This is a genomic window from Frateuria terrea (assembly GCF_900115705.1).
In the GTDB taxonomy this organism is placed as follows: Bacteria; Pseudomonadota; Gammaproteobacteria; order Xanthomonadales; family Rhodanobacteraceae; genus Frateuria_A; species Frateuria_A terrea.
In genome coordinates, this window is record NZ_FOXL01000004.1 from 531,632 (window position 1) to 551,445 (window position 19,814).

17 protein-coding genes are annotated in these 19,814 nt (G+C 67.0%); 10 read left to right on the forward strand and 7 right to left on the reverse strand.

What is annotated here, in order from left to right:
• Nucleotides 1–5 precede the first annotated feature (5 nt).
• From BMZ38_RS08970 to pilH, 7 genes are all read left to right on the forward strand, one after another.
• The gene (locus BMZ38_RS08970) at nt 6–2,060 is read left to right on the forward strand and encodes a response regulator (protein WP_091336489.1); all 2,055 of its coding nucleotides are present in this window, start codon (nt 6–8) and stop codon (nt 2,058–2,060) included.
• 325 nt (nt 2,061–2,385) lie between these two features.
• On the forward strand, nt 2,386–5,220 hold the full coding sequence (locus BMZ38_RS08975; protein WP_091336491.1) for a 2-oxoglutarate dehydrogenase E1 component: 2,835 nt from the start codon (nt 2,386–2,388) through the stop codon (nt 5,218–5,220).
• A 76-nt stretch (nt 5,221–5,296) separates the two neighbouring features.
• Nucleotides 5,297–6,499, forward strand: a complete 1,203-nt coding sequence (gene odhB, locus BMZ38_RS08980; RefSeq protein ID WP_091336493.1) for a 2-oxoglutarate dehydrogenase complex dihydrolipoyllysine-residue succinyltransferase — start codon at nt 5,297–5,299, stop codon at nt 6,497–6,499.
• Nucleotides 6,500–6,643: 144 nt separating this feature from the next.
• The gene (lpdA, locus tag BMZ38_RS08985; protein ID WP_091336494.1) at nt 6,644–8,071 is read left to right on the forward strand and encodes a dihydrolipoyl dehydrogenase; all 1,428 of its coding nucleotides are present in this window, start codon (nt 6,644–6,646) and stop codon (nt 8,069–8,071) included.
• A gap of 125 nt (nt 8,072–8,196) precedes the next feature.
• Entirely contained in the window at nt 8,197–8,793 is a 597-nt protein-coding gene (locus tag BMZ38_RS08990) for an LOG family protein (protein ID WP_091336496.1), read from the forward strand.
• Between the two features lie 20 nt (nt 8,794–8,813).
• Nucleotides 8,814–9,818 (forward strand): YhdH/YhfP family quinone oxidoreductase, encoded by a 1,005-nt coding sequence (locus tag BMZ38_RS08995; RefSeq protein ID WP_091336498.1) that lies wholly within the window; start codon nt 8,814–8,816, stop codon nt 9,816–9,818.
• 67 nt (nt 9,819–9,885) lie between these two features.
• Entirely contained in the window at nt 9,886–10,251 is a 366-nt protein-coding gene (gene pilH / locus BMZ38_RS09000; RefSeq protein ID WP_091336500.1) for a twitching motility response regulator PilH, read from the forward strand.
• Nucleotides 10,252–10,388: 137 nt separating this feature from the next.
• On the opposite strand, the gene BMZ38_RS09005 is transcribed toward pilH, so the two are convergent.
• Nucleotides 10,389–11,288 (reverse strand): DnaJ C-terminal domain-containing protein, encoded by a 900-nt coding sequence (locus tag BMZ38_RS09005; RefSeq protein WP_091336502.1) that lies wholly within the window; start codon nt 11,286–11,288, stop codon nt 10,389–10,391.
• An 88-nt stretch (nt 11,289–11,376) separates the two neighbouring features.
• Nucleotides 11,377–11,880 carry an Hsp20/alpha crystallin family protein gene (locus tag BMZ38_RS09010; RefSeq protein WP_091336504.1) on the reverse strand — a complete coding sequence of 168 codons (504 nt, stop codon included), beginning with the start codon at nt 11,878–11,880 and terminating at the stop codon, nt 11,377–11,379.
• A 127-nt stretch (nt 11,881–12,007) separates the two neighbouring features.
• Here BMZ38_RS09010 and BMZ38_RS09015 point away from each other — a divergent pair, with 127 nt between their 5' ends.
• Entirely contained in the window at nt 12,008–12,523 is a 516-nt protein-coding gene (locus BMZ38_RS09015; protein WP_091336506.1) for a peroxiredoxin, read from the forward strand.
• A 117-nt stretch (nt 12,524–12,640) separates the two neighbouring features.
• The gene (locus tag BMZ38_RS09020; RefSeq protein ID WP_091336509.1) at nt 12,641–13,054 is read left to right on the forward strand and encodes a DoxX family protein; all 414 of its coding nucleotides are present in this window, start codon (nt 12,641–12,643) and stop codon (nt 13,052–13,054) included.
• A 71-nt stretch (nt 13,055–13,125) separates the two neighbouring features.
• Here BMZ38_RS09020 and gyrA read toward each other — a convergent pair whose 3' ends face one another.
• The 5 genes from gyrA to BMZ38_RS09045 all read right to left on the reverse strand — a co-directional run bounded on the left by gyrA (nt 13,126) and on the right by BMZ38_RS09045 (nt 19,364).
• Nucleotides 13,126–15,732, reverse strand: coding sequence for a DNA gyrase subunit A (gene gyrA / locus BMZ38_RS09025; protein WP_091336511.1), 2,607 nt, complete (start codon nt 15,730–15,732; stop codon nt 13,126–13,128).
• Nucleotides 15,733–15,881: 149 nt separating this feature from the next.
• A complete protein-coding gene (locus tag BMZ38_RS09030) occupies nt 15,882–16,268 on the reverse strand; it encodes a GtrA family protein (RefSeq protein WP_091336578.1) in 387 nt (128 codons plus the stop codon).
• Between the two features lie 20 nt (nt 16,269–16,288).
• Entirely contained in the window at nt 16,289–17,317 is a 1,029-nt protein-coding gene (gene mtnA, locus BMZ38_RS09035) for an S-methyl-5-thioribose-1-phosphate isomerase (protein WP_091336513.1), read from the reverse strand.
• A gap of 125 nt (nt 17,318–17,442) precedes the next feature.
• Nucleotides 17,443–18,510 carry a class III poly(R)-hydroxyalkanoic acid synthase subunit PhaC gene (phaC, locus tag BMZ38_RS09040; RefSeq protein ID WP_091336515.1) on the reverse strand — a complete coding sequence of 356 codons (1,068 nt, stop codon included), beginning with the start codon at nt 18,508–18,510 and terminating at the stop codon, nt 17,443–17,445.
• Nucleotides 18,511–18,518: 8 nt separating this feature from the next.
• Nucleotides 18,519–19,364 carry a poly(R)-hydroxyalkanoic acid synthase subunit PhaE gene (locus tag BMZ38_RS09045; RefSeq protein WP_091336517.1) on the reverse strand — a complete coding sequence of 282 codons (846 nt, stop codon included), beginning with the start codon at nt 19,362–19,364 and terminating at the stop codon, nt 18,519–18,521.
• A 188-nt stretch (nt 19,365–19,552) separates the two neighbouring features.
• Here BMZ38_RS09045 and BMZ38_RS09050 point away from each other — a divergent pair.
• Nucleotides 19,553–19,814, forward strand: a 262-nt coding sequence (locus BMZ38_RS09050) for a transposase family protein (RefSeq protein WP_175484749.1), incomplete at its 3' end; no start/stop codon positions are given.

A 19,814-nucleotide genomic window follows, 5' to 3' on the forward strand; every position in this document is an offset into this window, starting at 1 on the left:
AACCCATGAACGTGCCTGTTTCCCGCCACACCCTGTCCGCCCTGAGGCGCGGTCGCCCGGCCGAGCCTTCCGGGCGCGCGCGCATCCTCATCGTCGACGACGACGAGCGCAACCTGCTGGCCATCCGCACGGTGCTGGAAGACATTGCCGACGTAGTGCTCGCCCGCTCGGGCGAGGATGCGCTGCGGCAGCTGCTCAAGGGCGAGTTCGCGGTCATCCTGCTGGACGTCTATATGCCCGGCATGGACGGCTACGAGACTGCACAGATCATCCGCGCCCGCGAACAGACCAAGCGCATCCCGATCATCTTCCTCTCGGCGGTCAACAAGGAGACCGAGCACCTGATCCGCGGCTACTCGATGGGCGCGGTGGACTACGTGTTCAAGCCGGTCGAACCGGTGGTGCTGCGTTCCAAGGCGGCGGTGTTCGTCGACCTGTACATGATGACCCGCGAGGTGCGCCGCCAGGCCAGGCAGGAGCAGGAGTTGCTCGACGCCAACCTGCGCGCCAACGCCGAACGGCTGCGCGCGGAGCAGGAATTGCGCCTGGCCGAGCAGCGCCAGGCGGCGATCATCCAGTCGCTGCCGCTGGTGCTGTACCTGGAGGATCTGGAGGCAGCGCCGCGTTTGCCCAAGTTCGTCAGCGGCAACTTTGCGGCGGTCACCGGCTTCACCTTCGAAGACGTCATGGCCACACCGACGCTATGGTTCGATCGGCTGCACCCGGACGACCGCGAGCGTGTCACCGCCGCGCTGCGCGCGCGGCGCGAGGGCCGCGGCTACGCAGTGGAATACCGCTGGCAGTGCGCCGATGGCACGTACAAGCACTTCCTCGACCAGGCCGTGCTGCTGCGCGATGCCGGCGGCCGCCCGCTCGAATACGCCGGCACCCTGCTCGACGTCACCGAACGCAAGGATCTGGAGACGCAGCTGCTGCACGTGCGCAAGATGGACGCACTCGGCCAGCTCACCGGCGGCATCGCGCACGACTTCAACAACCTGCTGGCGGCCGTGCTCGGCGGACTGGGCCTGATCGAGCGGCGCGTAACCCTGGCCGACGACCAGCGCAAGGTGCTGGAAATGACCCGCCACGCCGCCCAGCAGGGCGCGGAACTGGTCTCGCGGCTGCTTGCCTTCGCGCGCAAGCAGAAGCTCGAGCCGGCGCGGATCGATATCGCCAACCTGTCCGGCACGGTCAGCCAGTTGCTGGCGCATACGCTGGGTGGACTGGTCGCGCTGGACTGGGAGCTGGAGGGCGACCTGTGGTCGCCTTACGCCGACGAGACCCAGCTCGAGCTGGCGCTGATGAACCTCGCCATCAATGCGCGTGATGCCATGCCCGAGGGCGGCAAGATCTGCATCGCGTGCCGCAACGCGACCCTGTCACCCGGCGGCGATGCTCCCGCGGGCGATTACGTGGTTCTGGCGGTCTCCGATACCGGTTGCGGCATTCCGCCGGAGATGCTCGAGCGCGTCACCGAACCGTTCTTCACCACCAAGGCGGTCGGCAAGGGCACCGGCCTGGGGCTTTCCATGGTGTACGGATTCGCCCAGCAGTCCGGCGGCACCATGCGTATCGAAAGCCGGCTGGACCAGGGCACCACGGTCGAACTCTGGCTGCCACGCTCGCCCGAAGCGCTCCGCCGTCCGCCGGCCAGCACCGCGACCAGTGACCCGGCCGAACGCAACCGGGCCCGCCATATCCTGCTGGTCGACGACCATGATGGCGTGCGTGCCACCACCGCGGCCATGCTCGAGGACCTCGGCCACCGTGTGACCACGGCTACCGATGGCGAGCACGTCTGCAAGCTGATCCAGGGCGAGCATCTGAGCGCCATCGACTTCATCATCAGCGACTACGCCATGCCGCTGGTGTCGGGCTCGGAGGTCATTCGCAAGCTGCGCTCGGTCAAGCCGGGGTTGCCGGGCATCATCATCAGCGGCTATGCCGACACGGCGGCCATCTCGGGTGCTCCCGAAGGCGTGATCGTGGTGGCCAAGCCCTTCACGCCGGCGCAGTTGCAGGACGCCATCGCGGCCGCCTCGCACGTCAACCCGTAACGTTGCCCGGTTCTACCCGCGAGCTGGCGGGAGGCCGCTGCGGCGATCGCTCCCCCGCTCCTGCCGGGAAGAACATGGCAGCCAACTGAACGAAGGCTGGTCCATCGGACATGGCAAGATCGCCGCCCTGATCGCCCGCAGACACGGTGCGATGCCGATCTACCCCCGCACCGCCTTGAAATCGGCCTCGCCACCGCGACCTCCAATGCGTTGTCCGGCTTGCCGCGGCGCAGCAGGCCCGGCGTATAATCGTTAAGATTGCATACGGCCCTTTGCCCTTCCCCAGGCGGACGGTCGCAAGCCTCCCTTCCCTGCCGGTGGTGACGTGAGCACGAACCTGATTCGCGAGTTTTCCGAGTCCTCCCAACTCGCTGGCGGCAACGCCGATTACGTCGAACAGTTGTACGAGTCCTGGCTGACCGACCCAGCGTCGGTAGCGGCCGACTGGGCCGGATACTTCGAATCCTTCAAGGGGCGTGGCAGCGACACCCCGCATTCGGCCGCGATCGCCCGCATCGAGGCCGCGCAGAAGCAGCGCCACGTGGCCGGTGCCCCGGTCGACGACGTGCACGCTCGCAAGCAGGCCGGCGTGCTGCGGCTGCTCACCGCCTACCGCTCGCGCGGCCACCTGGCCGCCGACCTCGACCCGCTGGGCCTGGCCGGCAAGATGGAGGCGCCAGACCTGGGGCTGGCCTTCCACGGTCTGTCCGACGCCGACCTGGACACCGAGTTCGACTGCGGCACCTTCGCCGGCGGCGGCCAGCGCATGAAGCTGCGCGAACTGCTTTCGCGGCTGAAGAAGATCTACGCCAGCACCATCGGCGCGGAGTTCATGTACATCTCCGACCACGCGCAGCGTGCGTGGATCTACAGCCGGTTGGAGCAGGCCAACGGCAGCGCCGGCCTGGACGCCAGGGGCAAGAAGCGCGTGCTGGCGGGCCTGACCGCCGCCGAAGGCCTGGAGCGCTACCTGCACACTAAGTACGTCGGCCAGAAGCGCTTCTCGCTGGAGGGCGGCGACAGTCTGATCCCGATGGTCGACGACGTGGTTACCTCCGCCGGCGACAACGGCGTGAAGGACCTGGTCATCGGCATGGCCCACCGCGGCCGGCTCAACGTGCTGGTCAACATCCTGGGCAAGCCGCCCAAGACCCTGTTCAACGAGTTCGAGGGCAAGTTCGAGCATCCGGACGACCCGGCCCACTCCGGCGACGTGAAGTACCACATGGGCTTCTCCGCCGACGTGCGCACGCCCAATGGTGGCGGCGTGCACGTGGCGCTTGCGTTCAATCCCTCGCACCTGGAAATCGTCAACCCGGTGGTGGCCGGTTCCGTGCACGCGCGGCAGATCCGCCGCCACGACGGCGAGCACACCCAGTCGATGGCGGTGTTGATCCATGGCGATGCGGCCTTCGCCGGCCAGGGCGTCAACATGGAGCTGTTCCAGATGTCGCAGGCGCGCGGTTTCAAGATCGGCGGCAGCCTGCACATCGTGATCAACAACCAGGTCGGCTTTACCACGTCGAACCCGCAGGACGCGCGTTCGACCATGTACTGCACCGACCTGGCCAAGATGGTCAACGCGCCGGTGTTCCACGTGAACGGCGACGACCCCGAGGCGGTGATCGAAGTCACCCGCCTGGCCTACGAGTTCCGCAAGACCTTCCGCAAGGACGTGGTGATCGACCTGGTCTGCTACCGTCGCCACGGCCACAACGAGGCCGATGAGCCCTCGGCCACGCAGCCGGTGATGTACCAGGTCATCAAGAAACGCCCGACCACGCGCGATCTCTATGCGCAGCAGCTGGTGAAGGAAGGCGTGCTGGCCGAAGGCGAGGGGCAGAAGGAGCTGGATGCCTATCGCGACCGCCTGGAGGCCGGCGGCTCGATGACCGAGCTCGACCCCGATCCCAGGCGCGACGTGCAGGTGGACTGGAGCCGCTTCATCGGCGGCAAGCTGTCCACCCAGGTCGACACCGGCGTGCCGAAGCAGAAGCTGCTGGAACTGGCCAACCGCATCCTCGACCTGCCCTCGGACGTCACGCTGCAGCCGCGCGTGGCCAAGATCTACGACGACCGCCGCAAGATGGCCGCCGGCGAACACCCGGCCGACTGGGGTTTCGCCGAGAACCTGGCCTACGCCACGCTCATCGACCAGGACTACAACCTACGCCTGGTCGGCCAGGATTCCGGTCGCGGCACCTTCTTCCATCGCCACGCGGTGCTGCACGACCAGAAGGACGGCCATACCTACATGCCGCTGGCCACCGTGCGCGCGGGCGCCGACGTCGAAGTGATCGACTCGCTGCTGTCGGAAGAGGCGGTGATGGCCTTCGAGTACGGCCACGCCACCACCGACCCCTACACGCTGGACATCTGGGAAGCCCAGTTCGGCGACTTCGCCAATGGCGCGCAGGTGGTGATCGACCAGTTCATCAGTTCGGGCGAGGCCAAGTGGAACCGGCTGTGCGGCCTGGCGCTGTTCCTGCCCCACGGCTACGAAGGCCAGGGCCCGGAGCACTCTTCCGCCCGCCTGGAACGTTTCCTGCAGCTGTGCGCGATGGACAACATGCAGGTGTGCGTGCCGACCACCCCGGCGCAGGCCTTCCACATGATCCGCCGCCAGATGGTGCGCCCCGTGCGCAAGCCGCTGATCGTGATGACGCCCAAGTCGCTGCTGCGCCACAAGCTGGCGGTGTCCTCGCTGGACGAGCTGGCCTCCGGCGGCTTCCAGCTGGTGATCGGCGAGCATCGCGAGCTTGCCGCCAGGAAGGTCAAGCGCGTGGTGCTGTGCTCGGGCAAGGTCTACTACGACCTGCTGGAGGAGGCGGAGAAGCGCGGGCTGGCCGACGTCGCCATCGTGCGCGTCGAGCAGCTCTACCCGTTCCCGCGTCCGCAGGTGTCCGAGGAGCTGGCCAGGTACCCGTCGGCCAAGGAAGTGATCTGGTGCCAGGAGGAGCCGATGAACCAGGGCGCCTGGTTCCAGATCCGCCACCACCTGCAGGCGTGCGCCGGCCCGAAGCACAGCCTGTCGTACGCAGGCCGCGGCCGCTCGCCGGCCCCGGCCGCGGGCCACCTGAACACCCATACCGCCGAGCAGGCGGCGCTCGTCGAGCAGGCGCTGGTCGCGGCGGTCGGCGACGATCACTCGGCCGAGTAAACTCTTTCGGATCAATGCGGCCAGGACGGCCGCTACGTGCCGCGCCAGGAACGGCGCCCACCTTTAAGGACCCGTCATGTCCATCGAAGTCAAAGTCCCCGTCCTGCCCGAGTCGGTCTCCGACGCCACCATCGCCAGCTGGCACAAGAAGGTCGGCGATGCGGTCAAGCGCGACGAGAACCTGGTCGACCTTGAAACCGACAAGGTGGTGCTGGAAGTGCCCTCGCCGGTCGACGGCGTGCTGAAGGAAATCAAGCACCAGGCCGGCGACACGGTGAACAGCCAGCAGGTCATCGCGATCCTGGAAGAAGGCGCCGCCGCGCCGGCTCCCGCGCCTGCCGCGAAGGAAGAGCCGAAGGCCGCCGCTCCCGCTCCGGCCAAGGCCGAAGCATCGAAGGCTTCGGGCAAGGGCGTGGACGAGCTTTCCCCTGCCGGCCGCCGCGTGGCGACCGAAGAGCACATCGACCCGTCCAAGGTCGCCGGGACCGGCCGCGACGGCCGCGTGACCAAGGAAGACCTGGTCAACTACGGCAAGGGTGGCGCGGCCCCCGCACCTGCCGCCAGGCCCACGCCGGGCGAGCGTCCGGAAGAGCGCGTGCCGATGACCCGCATGCGCGCCAAGATCGCCGAGCGCCTGATGCAGTCGAAGAACTCGATCGCCATGCTCACCTCCTTCAACGAGGTGAACCTGGCCGAGGTGGTCAAGATGCGCAAGTCGCTGGGCGAGCAGTTCCAGAAGACCCATGGCATCAAGCTCGGCTTCATGAGCTTCTTCGTCAAGGCCGCCGCCGAGGCGCTCAAGCGCCACCCGATCGTCAACGCCTCGGTCGACGGCAACGACATCATCTACCACGGCTACCAGGACATCTCCATCGCGGTGTCGACCGACAAGGGCCTGGTGACGCCGGTGCTGCGCGACGTGCAGGACATGGGCTTCGCCGACATCGAGCAGGGCATCGCCGACTACGCGAAGAAGGCGCGGGACGGCAAGCTCTCGCTGGAGGATCTGCAGGGCGGCACGTTCACCATCACCAACGGCGGCACCTTCGGCTCGCTGCTCTCCACGCCGATCGTCAATCCGCCGCAGAGCGCGATCCTGGGCATGCACACCATCAAGGAGCGCGCGATCGTCGAGAACGGCCAGGTCATCGCCGCGCCGATGATGTACATCGCCATCTCCTACGACCACCGCATCATCGACGGCAAGGACGCGGTGCTGTTCCTGGTCGACATCAAAGACCAGCTGGAGAACCCGCAGCGGATGCTGCTGGGTCTCTGATCGCCGCCCCGGCGATCAGAAAACAGGTAACGAAGCTCTGCTGCCCGGACTCGACTGAAACCACGCCAGTTTGGTTGTTTCCGGCGCACCAGCGCCCATCTTCCGCTTCACCAGCGAGCAGGGCTCGCCAGCAAGGAACCTCGCATGAGTGACCAACAATTCGACGTCATCGTCATCGGCGCCGGCCCGGCTGGCTACGTGGCCGCGATCCGCGCCGCGCAGCTGGGCCTGAAGACCGCCTGTGTCGACGACTTCACCGGCAAGGACGGCAAGCAGGCGCTGGGTGGCACCTGCCTCAACGTGGGCTGCATCCCGTCCAAGGCGCTGCTCGACTCCTCGCGCCAGTTCTGGAACATCTCGCACAACTTCCCGGTCCACGGCATCAGCGTGGAGGGCGCCAAGGTCGACCTGGGCACCTTCATCGGCCGCAAGGACAAGATCGTCAAGCAGTTCACCGGCGGCATCGGCCAGCTGTTCAAGGCCAACAAGGTCACCGCGTTCTACGGCAAGGGCAAGCTGCTCAAGGGCAACCAGGTCGAGGTGACCGGCAAGGACGGTTCCAAGCAGACCCTCAGCGCCACCAACGTGATCCTGGCCTCCGGTTCGGTGCCGATCGAGCTGCCGTTCGCCAAGTTCGACGGCAAGGCGATCGTGGACAACGCCGGCGCGCTGGACTTCACTGAAGTGCCCAAGCGCCTGGGCGTGATCGGCGCCGGCGTGATCGGCCTGGAGCTCGGCAGCGTGTGGAAGCGCATGGGCGCCGACGTCACCGTGCTGGAAGCGCTGCCCGACTTCCTGGGTGCCGCCGATGCGGACGTCGCCAAGATCGCGCTGAAGGAGTTCACCAAGCAGGGCCTGGCCATCAAGCTCGGCGCCAAGGTCTCCAAGGCCGAGGTGAAGAAGGACGGCGTGCACCTGACGTATTCGGACAAGGACGGCGAGCAGCAGCTCGTGGTCGACAAGCTGCTGGTCGCCGTGGGCCGCCGCGCCTACACCGACGGCCTGCTGGCCGCCGATACCGGCGTCAAGCTGGACGAACGCGGCCGCATCGTGGTCGACGAACACAACCACACCGGCGTCGACGGCGTGTGGGCGATCGGTGACGCCGTGCGCGGCCCCATGCTCGCGCACAAGGGCTCCGAGGAAGGCGTGGCGGTCGCCGAGTGGATCGCCGGCAAGGCCGGCCACATCAACCTCGACACCGTACCGTGGGTGATCTACACCGAGCCGGAAATCGCCTGGGCCGGCAAGACCGAGAAGCAGCTCAAGGACGAAGGCGTGCCGTACAAGATCGGCACCTTCCCGTTCGCCGCCATCGGCCGAGCCGTGGCGATGAACGAGGCGATCGGCCAGGTGAAGATGCTCGCTCACGCCGAGACCGACCGCATCCTGGGCGTGCACATGGTCGGCCCTGGTGTCTCCGAGCTGATCGCCGAATGCGTGGTGGCGATGGAATTCAAGGGCTCCTCGGAGGATCTGGCCCGCATCGTCCATGCGCATCCGACACTTTCCGAAGCCGTGCACGAGGCTGCGCTGTCGGTCGACAAGCGCGCCATCCACAAGGGCAACTGACCGCCCTGCAAAGGCCGACGCGGCCCGCTCGTGGCGACATGGGCGGGCCGCGTCGTTTCCGGCAGCGCCGAAAACGACCGCTCCATACGACGCTCTTCTGCTTTGCCCTGCCGAGCGACACCCGCATGCCCCAACCCACCGCCCTCTGCGTCTACTGCGGCTCCAGCAGCGGCAGCCACCCCGAGTACGTCGAACAGGCGCGCGCCTTCGGCACCGAGATGGCCCGGCGGGACATCGCACTGGTCTACGGCGGCGGCAAGGTCGGGCTGATGGGCACCGTGGCCGACGCCGTGCTGGCCGCCGGCGGCAGGGCGATCGGCGTGATCCCGCGCCAGCTGGTGGACCTGGAAGTTGCCCATCCGGACCTCAGCGAGTTGGTGGTGGTCGAGACCATGCACCAGCGCAAGACGCGCATGTACGAGCTGTCCGATGCCTTCGTCGCACTGCCCGGCGGATTCGGCACCATGGACGAGATGTTCGAGATGCTGACCTGGGCCCAGCTGGGTCTGCACCGCTATCCCTGCGCCTTCCTCGACGTGCGCGGCTACTACACGCAACTGCGCGCGATGATGGACCACATGGTGGCAGAGCGCTTCGTCCGCCCGGAGCAGCGCAAGGACGTCTGGTTCGGTCCGGACATGGCCGCGCTGTTCGACTGGATGGCAAGCTACGAAGGCCGCTACCTGCCCAAGTGGGTAGACGACCGCAGCATCGACGCCTGAGCGCAGGCAAGGAGGCAAGCATGAGCGACCCGACCGCGTTCCGCGCAGTACGCATCCGCAACGACGAGGCCGGTTACCGCGGCCGCATCGAAACGATGGCTGCCGATGCGCTCACGCCTGGCGAAATTCTGGTGAAGGTCGCCTGGTCCTCGGTCAACTACAAGGACGCGCTGGCCGGTACCGGCAAGGGCAAGATCCTGCGCCACTACCCGCTCAACGGCGGCATTGACCTGGCCGGTCATGTCGTGGCCTCGACCGACCGGGCGTTCAGGGAAGGCGACGAGGTGCTTTGCACCGGCAGCGGCCTTTCCGAAATCCGTGACGGCGGCTATGCCGAGTACGCCCGGCTCGATGCGCGCTGGACCATGCCGCTGCCCGCCGATCTGTCCCTGCGTGAAAGCATGATCCTGGGCACCGCCGGCTTTACCGCGGCGCTGGCTCTGCTGCGCATGCAGGACAACCGCCAGAGTCCGGACCTCGGCCCGATCGCCATTACCGGTGCCAGCGGCGGCGTGGGGCAACTCGCCATCGACATCTTCAGCCGCGCCGGCTACAAGGTGCACGCGATCAGCGGCAAGGTGGATCACTTCGGCCTGCTCCAAAGCCTGGGCGCCGCCGAATGCATCGACCGCCACCAATTCGCCTTCAGCGGCAAGCCGATGGACTCGGCACGCTTCGGCGGCGCACTGGACAACGTCGGCGGGCCGATGCTGGCCGGGCTGCTGCCGCTGGTGGCGCCCTACGGCAACGTGGCGCTCTGCGGCAACGCCGGCGGCATCGCCTTCGACGGCACCGTCATGCCCTTCATCATCCGCGGCGTAAGCCTGCTCGGCATCGCCTCGGCCGGCACCGCACGGGACCTGCGCGAACGAATCTGGCAGCACCTGGGCAGCGACTGGAAACCACGCCACCTGGACCGCATCGCCACCGACGAGGTCACCCTCGACCAGTTGCCGGCCGTGTTCGAGCGCATGCTGGCCGGCCAATCCTTCGGACGCACCCTCGTGCGCGTCGGCGGCGCATGAAACCCACGCTTGGAAGCGCTCTCGGCGCGGCATAGAATCCACGACAATTACAAGGAACCCTTACCCCATGGCACGAATCCTGATCGTCGACGATTCCCCGTCGCAGCTGCTGGGCCTCAAGCGCATCGTCGAAAAACTCGGCCATGAGTCGCTGACCGCCGAGGACGGCGCCGCGGGCGTCGAGGCGGCCAAGCGCGAGCGTCCCGATCTGATTCTGATGGACGTGGTGATGCCCAACCTCAATGGGTTCCAGGCCACACGCATCATCAGCAAGGACCCGGACACCGCGCACATCCCGGTGGTGCTGGTCACCACCAAGGACCAGGAAACCGATCGCGTGTGGGGCATGCGCCAGGGCGCCAAGGCTTACGTGACCAAGCCGATCAAGGAAGACGAACTGGTTGCCACGATCAAGCCGCTGCTGCCGACCTGATACGCCCCTTGGCCCTCGCCCTCTGGGCAGGGGGGCGAGGAGCCGGCATGGCGCATTTCCGGTTCTCAAAGCCCGACCTGCAGGCTCCCCCGCAAGCTGCCCTCACCCAGGCCCGCTCGCCTTGGAGAGGAGCAAGATCAGGCCCGCGGGTCGAAGCCCTCGAACTGCTTTTGCAGGGTCTCGTACGCCTCGCGCTGGGCCTCGTTTTCGGCCGCCGGCGCACGGATGGACAGTTCCACCAATTGATCCCCGGCCGGGTTGCCGGGCAGGCCCCGTCCTTTCAGGCGCAGTTTACGTCCGGCTTGCGAACCCGCCGGGATGCGCAGATCCACCGCGCCCGCCAGAGTCGGCACCGGCACGGTCGCGCCCAGGGCGGCTTCCCACGGCGCCAGCGGCAACACGTGCAACACGTTCCTGCCCTCGAGCCTGAAGCGCGGATCATCGCGGATCGCCACCTCCAGCAGCAGGTCGCCATTCGGCCCACCGGCGGCACCTGGCTGGCCCTGGCCGCCCAGGCGGATCACCTGCCCGGGCAGGATACCGGCCGGAATCTTCACCTCCAGCACCCGCTCGTGGCCGCTGTTGTCCTGTAGCGCAAGGCGCGTACGTCCCCCATCGAAGGCGGTCTGCAGGTCGATCTGCACCTGCGCCTGCACATCGCGGCCGCGACGCGGCCGCGGCTGGCCACGGGTGCCGCCGGCGGCACGGCCGAACAGGCTCTCGAAGAAGTCGCTGAAGTCGCCGTCGCCACTGTCCCCGAATTCGAAACCGCCACCCTGCCCCCACCCCGGTGGCGGCCGGAACTGCTCGCCGCCGCGGTAACCGCCCGCGCGCAGCTGATCGTAGGCGCGGCGCTTTTCCGGATCGCGCAGGGCCTCGTTGGCTTCGTTGATGGCCTTGAAGCGCTCTTCGGCACCCGGCTCCTTGTTCTTGTCCGGGTGATACTGCCGCGCCAGCTTGCGGTACGCCGATTTGATCTCGGTCTCGCTGGCATCAGGTTTCACCCCGAGGATGTCGTAATAGTCTTTGAATTCCACTGCCCTTCCTCGGCAAGACTGCGCAGACGGGCGACCCGCCGCGGATACGCTCCGCGAGGGGCCGCCCGGGACAAGCTAAGAGGCCCGCTCAGTGGCTGCCGGACGGATTGCCGCTGCCCGACCCGCTGGCGCTGCTGCCGCCTTGCTCCGTCGAAATGGAGATGCGCCGGGGTGTGGTCTCGGCACGCTTGGGGATCACGATCTCCAGCACGCCGTGCCGGCCGACCGCGGTGATACCGTCAGGATCGGCGCTGTCCGGCAGCGCGAATCGGCGGTGGAACGTGCCGTGCGCGCGCTCGATGCGGGTGAAACGCCCCGTCTGCTCCTGGTTCTGCACGGTCCTCTCGCCCTTGATGGTGAGGATGCCCTTTTCCATGCTGACCTCGATGTCCGCTGGGTCCACACCCGGGACGTCCACGAAGATCACGAAGCGCCGGTCCTCTTCCTTGATGTCCACGCGCGGCGCCCATTGGCTGGTCACCACGTTGGACGGGTCGCTCTCGTCCTGCTGGAAAAAGCGGTCGAAGGCATGGCGGATCTCCTCGGGGAACGCGCCGGCGGCATTCCACCTCAGGTTGCGGTTCGAACTCATGGCTGATTCCTCCAGAAAAGTCACGGCGAGCGCCGCTTGTCCCAAAAGTAGGTGCAAGCGGCGCTGATTCAAGGCGACAGCTGGCGCGGCGGGGTTTACGATGCCTGCCCACCCTCGGACAAAGCCCATGAGCATCCAGATCGGCCAGCCCCTGCCGGACCTCGAAGTGGCCGTGATCGAGGACGGCGCCCCCGTCCGGCGCATGCCCTCCGCCAGCCTGCTCGGCGGTCCCCGGGTCGTGCTGTTCGCCGTGCCCGGCGCCTTCACGCCGACCTGTTCGGATCACCACCTGCCAGGCTACGTGCAGCATTTCCGCGACTTTCGCGAACGCGGCATCGAGGTGTTCGGCATGGCCGTGAACGATGCCTACGTCATGCAGGCGTGGGCGGCCATCCAACAGGTGCCGCAAGGCCTCAGGCTCCTGGCTGACGGCAACGGAAGCTTCACGCGCGCGCTGGGCCTGGAGTTCGATGGCACCGCCTACGGCATGGGCGTGCGCGCCCGCCGCTTCGCGCTGTACGCCGAACACGGAGTCGTGCGCCAATTGCACGTCGAGGCACCGGGGGAATTCCGCGTATCCACAGCCGAGGCGATGCTGCAGGCACTTACGCCAGGCACCGATACGCCGGCAACGATGGGCTGACCCGCACCATCCTCTGCGCCGGTTGCGCGCGAGTCGAAGCGACGAGGACTTTCCGTAGTACGCGACACCCGCAACACCTGCTCCGCACACAACCCGATCGCAAGGAGGAAAGCTGCCATGCATGACTCGTATTCCAGCAAGTACGACGACGGGCTGCTCCTGCTGGCCCGCATCCTGATGATGGCCCTGTTCGTCCTGTTCGGCTGGAGCAAGCTGACCGATTTCTCCGGGACGGCCGCCTACATGGCGAGCCAGGGCCTGCCGCTCCCCACGCTGGTGGCGGCCGTGGTCGTCCTTATGGAGTTCTTCGTTGGATTGGCGCTCGTGCTCGGCTTCTACACGCGGCCGCTGGCCTTGCTGCTCGCCCTGTATACGCTAGGGACGGCGCTGATCGGGCATCACTTCTGGACGATGGCCGGTGCCGACCGCATGGCCAACGCGATCAATTTCTACAAGAACCTCGCCATCATGGGCGGCCTGTTGCTGTTGTACGTCACGGGGCCCGGAAAATACTCGCTCGATCGGCGTTAGCATCGCGGCCGAGCGGCGTCCTCCATAATAAAAAAAGCCCCGGTAACCCGGGGCTTTTTGCGACCGACTGGTCAGGCTTCGCCCGTTCCTTCCTGGACCGGCGTCGGGCCTTCCGGGGCAACGCCTTCGCCCAGCTCTGCATCTTCGCCGTTGCCTTCCTCGGCATCGAGCCTCACTACGCTGACCAGGCTTTCATCGGCCGGCAGGCGGATCAGGGTGACGCCCTGGGTATTGCGGCCAAGCTGGGAGATCCCCCCGACGCGGGTGCGTACCAGCGTGCCCTGGTTGGAGATCAACATCAGCTCGTGCCCTTCGGTGGCCTGCACCGCGGCGACCAGTGGGCCGTTGCGCTCGGAACACTGGATGCCGATCATGCCCTGGGTGCCGCGACCCTTCTTGGTGAACTCCTCCAGCGGCGTGCGTTTGCCATAGCCGCGTTCGGTGGCGGTGAGGATGTCGCCCTCGGCGGCCACGATCAGCGAAACCACTTCGGCACCGTCGGCCAGGCGCATGCCGCGCACGCCCGTGGCGGTACGGCCCATCGAGCGCACGGTGTTCTCGTCGAAGCGGTTGACCTTGCCGTTGGAGGCGAACAGCAGGATGTCGCTGTTGCCGTTGGTGATCGCCACGTCGACCAGCGCATCGCCCTCATCCAGGTTGATCGCGATCTTGCCGCGCTGCAGCTGGAAGGCGAATTCGGTGAGCGGCGTCTTCTTCACCGTGCCGCCCTTGGTGGCGAAGAACACGTAGCACTCGGGGCTGTACTCGCGGATCGGCAGCACCGCCTGCACCTTCTCGCCCTCGCCCAACGGCAGCAGGTTGACCATCGGCTTGCCGCGGGCGCCGGGGCCCGCTTCGGGCATCTGGTAGACCTTGAGCCAGTAGACGCGGCCGGTGCTGGTGAAGGTCAACAGCGTGTCGTGGGTGTTGACCACCCACAGCTGCTCGACGAAATCCTCGTCCTTCAGCGCGGAGGCCGAGCGCCCCTTGCCGCCGCGCTTCTGCGCGCGATAGGTGCTGGCCGGCTGGCGCTTGACGTAGCCGGTGTGCGATAGCGTGACCACCATGTCTTCCGGCGCGATCAGGTCGAGGACGTTCAGGTCCTCCTGCGAGTGCTGGATCTCGGTACGGCGCGCGTCGCCGTATTCGGCCTTGATGACCTCCAGTTCCTCGCGGATCAACTTCAGCAGCACTTCCGGGTTTTCGAGAATCTCGATCAGGCCGCGGATGGTCTCCAGGATCTGCCGGTACTCGTCGGAAAGCTTCTCCTGCTCCAGCCCAGTCAGGCGGTGCAGGCGCATCGCCAGGATTTCCTGTGCCTGCACGTCCGAGAGCTGGTAGCCATCGGACTTCAGGCCATCGCGCGGGTCCATGTCCTCCGGCCGCGAGGCTTCGGCGCCCGCGGCGGCCAGCAACGTGCCGACCATGCCCGGCTGCCACTTGCGCGCAAGCATCCGCTCGCGCGCCTCGGCCGGCGAGGCGGAGTTCCTGATCAGCTCGATCATCTCGTCGATGTTGGCCAGCGCGACGGTCAGGCCTTCGAGGATGTGCGCGCGGGCGCGCGCCTTGCGCAGATCGAAGATGGTGCGCCGGGTCACCACCTCGCGGCGGTGGCGGATGAAGGCCTCGAGGATCTCCTTGAGGTTCAGCAGGCGCGGCTGGCCGTCCAGCAACGCCACCATGTTGATGCCGAACGTCACCTGCAGCTGCGTCTGCAGGAACAGGTTGTTGAGCACCACGTCGGCCATCGCGTCGCGGCGCACCTCGATCACGATGCGCATGCCGTCCTTGTCGGACTCGTCGCGCAGTTCGCTGATGCCCTCGAGCTTCTTCTCCTTGACCAGCTCGGCGATCTTCTCGATCAGCCGGGCCTTGTTCACCTGATACGGCAGCTCGTGGACGAGGATCGTCTCGCGGCCGTTGGCCTCGGTCTCGATCTCCGTGCGGGCCCGCACGAGGATGCGGCCGCGGCCGGTGCGGTAGGCCTCGACGATGCCGGCGGCGCCGTTGATGATGCCGGCTGTCGGGAAATCGGGCCCCGGGATGTACTGCATCAGCTCATCGACCGAGAGCGAAGGCTCGTCGATCAGCGCGATGGTGCCGGCGATCACCTCGTTGAGGTTGTGCGGCGGAACGTTGGTGGCCATACCCACCGCGATGCCGGCCGAACCGTTGATCAGCAGGTTCGGTACGCGCGTGGGCAGCACCAGCGGTTCGCTTTCGCTCTCGTCGTAGTTCGGCCCGAAGTCGACCGTTTCCTTGTCGATGTCCGCCAGCAGCTCGTGGGTAAGGCGCGACATGCGCACCTCGGTGTAACGCATCGCCGCGGCATTGTCGCCGTCGACCGAACCGAAGTTGCCCTGGCCATCGACCAGCATGTAGCGCAGCGAGAACGGCTGGGCCATGCGCACGATCGCGTCGTAGACGGACGCGTCTCCGTGCGGGTGGTACTTACCGATCACGTCGCCGACCACGCGGGCGGACTTCTTGTACGGCTTGTTCCAGGCGTTGCCCAGTTCGTTCATCGCAAACAGAACCCGGCGATGCACGGGCTTCAGGCCATCGCGTACGTCAGGGAGGGCGCGTCCCACGATCACGCTCATGGCGTAATCGAGGTAGCTCTGGCGCATCTCGTCTTCGATGTTGACGCGGATGACTTCTTTGGCGAGTTCTGCCATCAATCGGCTTCCCAGTCGGCTTCCATGGAACCAAAAAAGGCCGCGCAGCCCGCGCTTCGTGCACGCGGTTGCGCGGCCCTCAAGCAATCGTGAAATTGTACCACGAATGCGCCAGGAAAGCCCTTATTTTTGTCTTTTAAAACAAGACGTTAGACGGCACGTTTTGGCCGACGGAAAAGCACGCCGCGCGCCGTCGAAAAATTGACCAGCGCCGCGACCGCCGACCCGGCCGCGGCGGGCAATGCAGGCCACCGCCGCAGCGGTTCGAAGGCCAGCAGGAGCGCCGCGTAGATGGCGTAGTTGACGCATGCACCCACGCCCATCAGCGCGAGCCAGTGCAGCCATTCGGCGGCGGCCGAATGGCCACTGTCGCGATGGGCGAAGGTATGCCGGCGGTTCCAGGCCCAGGTCACCGTGGCCGCCAGCAAAAACGAAAGCACTCGCGCCAGGTAGGGATTCCAGCCGCCCCATACGACCAGCGCCTGCACGGTGCCGGCGTCGACGACCAGGCCGAGCACGCCACCGATGGCGAACATGCCGATCTCGCGGCGCAATCTCACCGGCCGAAGACCGCCTGCATGACCGGCTCGTTCGGCCGTTCGATCACCCCGCGCTCGGTGACGATCGCGTCGATCAGCTCCGCGGGGGTGACATCGAACACCGGGTTCCAGGCCTGCGCGCCCTCGACCACCGTACGGCGCCCGCCGGTGGACAGCAGCTCGTCGGCGTGGCGCAGCTCGATCTCGATTGCCTCGCCGTTGGGCGTGGCCATGTCCACCGTCGAGGACGGGGCCACCACCATGAACTTCACGCCGTGGTGGCGCGCGGCGATGGCCAGTTGGTAGGTGCCGATCTTGTTGGCGGTATCGCCGTTGGCCGCGATCCGGTCCGCACCCACGATCACCCATTGCACCTTGCCCGAGCGCATCAGGTGCGCGGCCGCCGAGTCGGCGATCAGGTGCGCAGGAATTTTGTCGCGGATCAGCTCGTACATGGTCAGGCGCGCGCCCTGCTGCCAGGGACGTGTCTCGCCGGCGAACACCTCGTCGATCCGCCCGGCTGCGACCCCCGCGCGGATGACGCCCAGTGCAGTCCCGTAGCCGGCGGTGGCCAGCGAGCCGGTGTTGCAATGGGTCAGCACGCCCGAGCCGGGCGCGATCAGCGCGGCGCCCAGCTCGCCCATGTGGCGGTTGGCGGCCAGATCCTCGTCCTGGATCGCCTGCGCTTCGCGCTCGAGCGCGGCGGCGCCCACGCCCGCGACGATGCGCGCCTTCATGCGATCGAGCGCCCACATCAGGTTGACCGCGGTCGGCCGTGCGGCCCGCAGCATGGCCAGCACCGGATCCAGCGGCGCGCCTTGCTGTGCCGCCAGCACAACGCCCCAGGCGGCAGCAATGCCGATCGCCGGTGCGCCGCGCACCGCAAGGTCGCGGATCGCCTGCGTCACCTGGTCGGCATCGCGGCATTCGATCCAGCGTTCCTCACCGGGCAGCAGCCGCTGGTCGAGCAGGCACAGGCGATCGCCGCGCCACTGCACGGCGCGGATGGTGTCGTGCTCGCGATCCGGTTCGGTCGAGGTGTTCATAAGCGTGCAATCACGGGGAATGATCGAAAAGCCTAGCATGCGTCAACGCACACGCTGCGTAGGGTGGGCTTCAGCCGACCATTGGGCTTGCGATGATGACCTGGCAGGCCCGACCCGCCCTGCGGTCACCCGTGCTCGCGCAGCCAGCGGTGGATGGCGGGCGGTACTTCGCGCTGGGCGCGGCCAGAGACGTAGATGCCGATATGGCCGCCCTTGAACGCCAGTTCCGTATAGTCGCCGCTGCCGATGTGGTGGCCCAGTGCGCGCGATGCATCCGGCGGCACCAGATGATCCTGCTCGGCGTAGATGTTGAGCACCGGCTGGGTGATGTTCGCCAGTTCGACGGGTTTGCCGCCGATCGAGAGCCCGCCCCTGACCAGTTTGTTGGCCTGGAAGAATGCCTTGACGAACTCGCGGAACGCCTCGCCGGCCTGGTCGGGCGAGTCGAAGATCCAGCGTTCCATGCGCAGGAAGTTCTCCAGCTCCCGCGGATTGTCCAGGATCTGAACCAGGTTCACGTATTTCTGTTGCAGCAGGCGCACGGGTTTGAGGGTGAGGTAGACCCAGTTCATCAGCGCCGCCGGGATGTTGCCCAGCGTGTCGACGAACAGGTCCACATCGATGTCGCGTGCCCAGTGCGAGAGCATGTTGTCCGGCGTGTGGTAGTCGACCGGCGTGACCATGGTTATCAGGTTGCGGACCTTTTCCCGGTGCAGCGCCGCGTAGCACAGGGAGAACGCGCCGCCCTGGCAGATACCGAGCAGGTCGATCGCCGCCACGCCCGCCTGCGCGCGCACCACGTCGACGCAGCGGTCGAGATAGCCGTCGATATAGTCCTCCAGCGTGAGCCAGCGGTCGGCACCGTCCGGGTAGCCCCAGTCGATCAGGTACACGTCCTCGCCCTGGGCGAGCAGGTTTCGCACCAGCGAGCGGTCGGTCTGAAGGTCTGTCATCCATACCGTATTGACCAGCGCGTAGACGATCAGCAAGGGTGTCCTGGAGGTCGGCGGATGCTCTGCGCGCATGCGCCAGAGCGTGAGCTTGTCCTCGCGGTAGACCAGTTCCCGCGGGGTACCGGCATAGCCGGGTTCCGCCAGGCTTTGCAGGTTCACCGCACCGGCGGCGAGCTTGCGCTGGAAGGCGGCGACTTCTTCGAGGATCCGGGTAGGGTCCGCGGGCCACGGGGTGTGCATGATGGTCCTCAGCGCGGCTTGCGCGGTGCGCGGCGGGTGGCTGCCCTGGTGGCAGGCCTGTCCATGGTGCTGCCGGCAGGCTTGGCGGAAGCACGGCGCTTGGCCGTCTTTACGGCCTTTGCCGCGGCGGATGTGGCGGCAACCGCTTCTTTCGCAGCTTGCATGCGGCGCACGTCGCGGCGCAGTTCCTGCAGCCGCTGGCCAAGTGTGGCCACTTCGCTGCGGGTCGGAAGGCCAGCGTCGCGGCACCACTGTTCCACCTGCTGCTGCTGCAACTGGCGCACGCGCATCTGCGTGTTGCCCTGCGCAGCGTAGGCTTCGCGGAACTCGTCCGACAGGGCGATCTCTGCGTAGGCATCTTCCAGCGCGTCGACCCACAGGTCGTACATGGCCTTGAGCGAATCGACCTGGAAGCCGGGCTCGGCCAGCTTGCGTTGCACGCGCTGCGTACCCTGGGCCTGCGCACGGGCGAGCAGTTCCTGGTAGCGCGCGTTCGCCTGCTGGTGATCCAGCAGCGCGCGCATGAGCGCCTGCTGCTGGGCCTGCTGCTCGCGGCCAGGGCCGAAGGCCGGCGTGCCGAGCAGGCTGCGCAGGGCGTCGAGGCCCATCGGTGGCGTACCCATGCCAGGCATGGTCCAACCGGCGAAAGGCGATGGCGGGGAAACGTGGCCGCCCTGCCCGGCCATGGCGGCGGTCTGCTGCATCCAGTCGAGATAGCTCTTGAGGCCCTCGACGCCCGGCAAGGATGCGTTGGCCGCCGGCGGCGCGGCGGGTCCGGCCCACTGGCGGCTCCATGCCTCCCAAACCTGGCGGCCCAGGGTCTCGAAGTCGGTGAAGGGGTTTTGCGCGGTCACGGGCGTGCCTTGCGGGGGATCGGTGGGATCGTAGCAAAACCCGCAGCTTCGGCTTCAGCCCTGTCGTCGCAGCCCGTCACTGGTCGAAGCAGTGCGACGCAAAAAAAAGGTTCTTCGCAGGTTTCCGTGGAGCGTTTTCCCTAGCATCGATAACTTAGACCTTTCGAGAGAGGTCTAAGGGACGTTCCATGCTGGATCGGAAGACGATCGAGGCGCTGGGTGGCTGGAAGGGATACCGGGTGGAGCGGGTCGTGTGGCCGGAGGGCGAGAGCCGCACGGTGATGATCCACCTGAAGCCGTCCGCCAAAACGATGCATTGCGCGCATTGCGGCAACCGATGCCGGCAGGTCCATGAGACGACCGTTCGCCGGGTGCGTGACCTTCCGCTGTTTGCGCTTCGGGTCGTGCTCGTGGTGCCGCGCCGACGGGTATGGTGCGATCGCTGCGGCG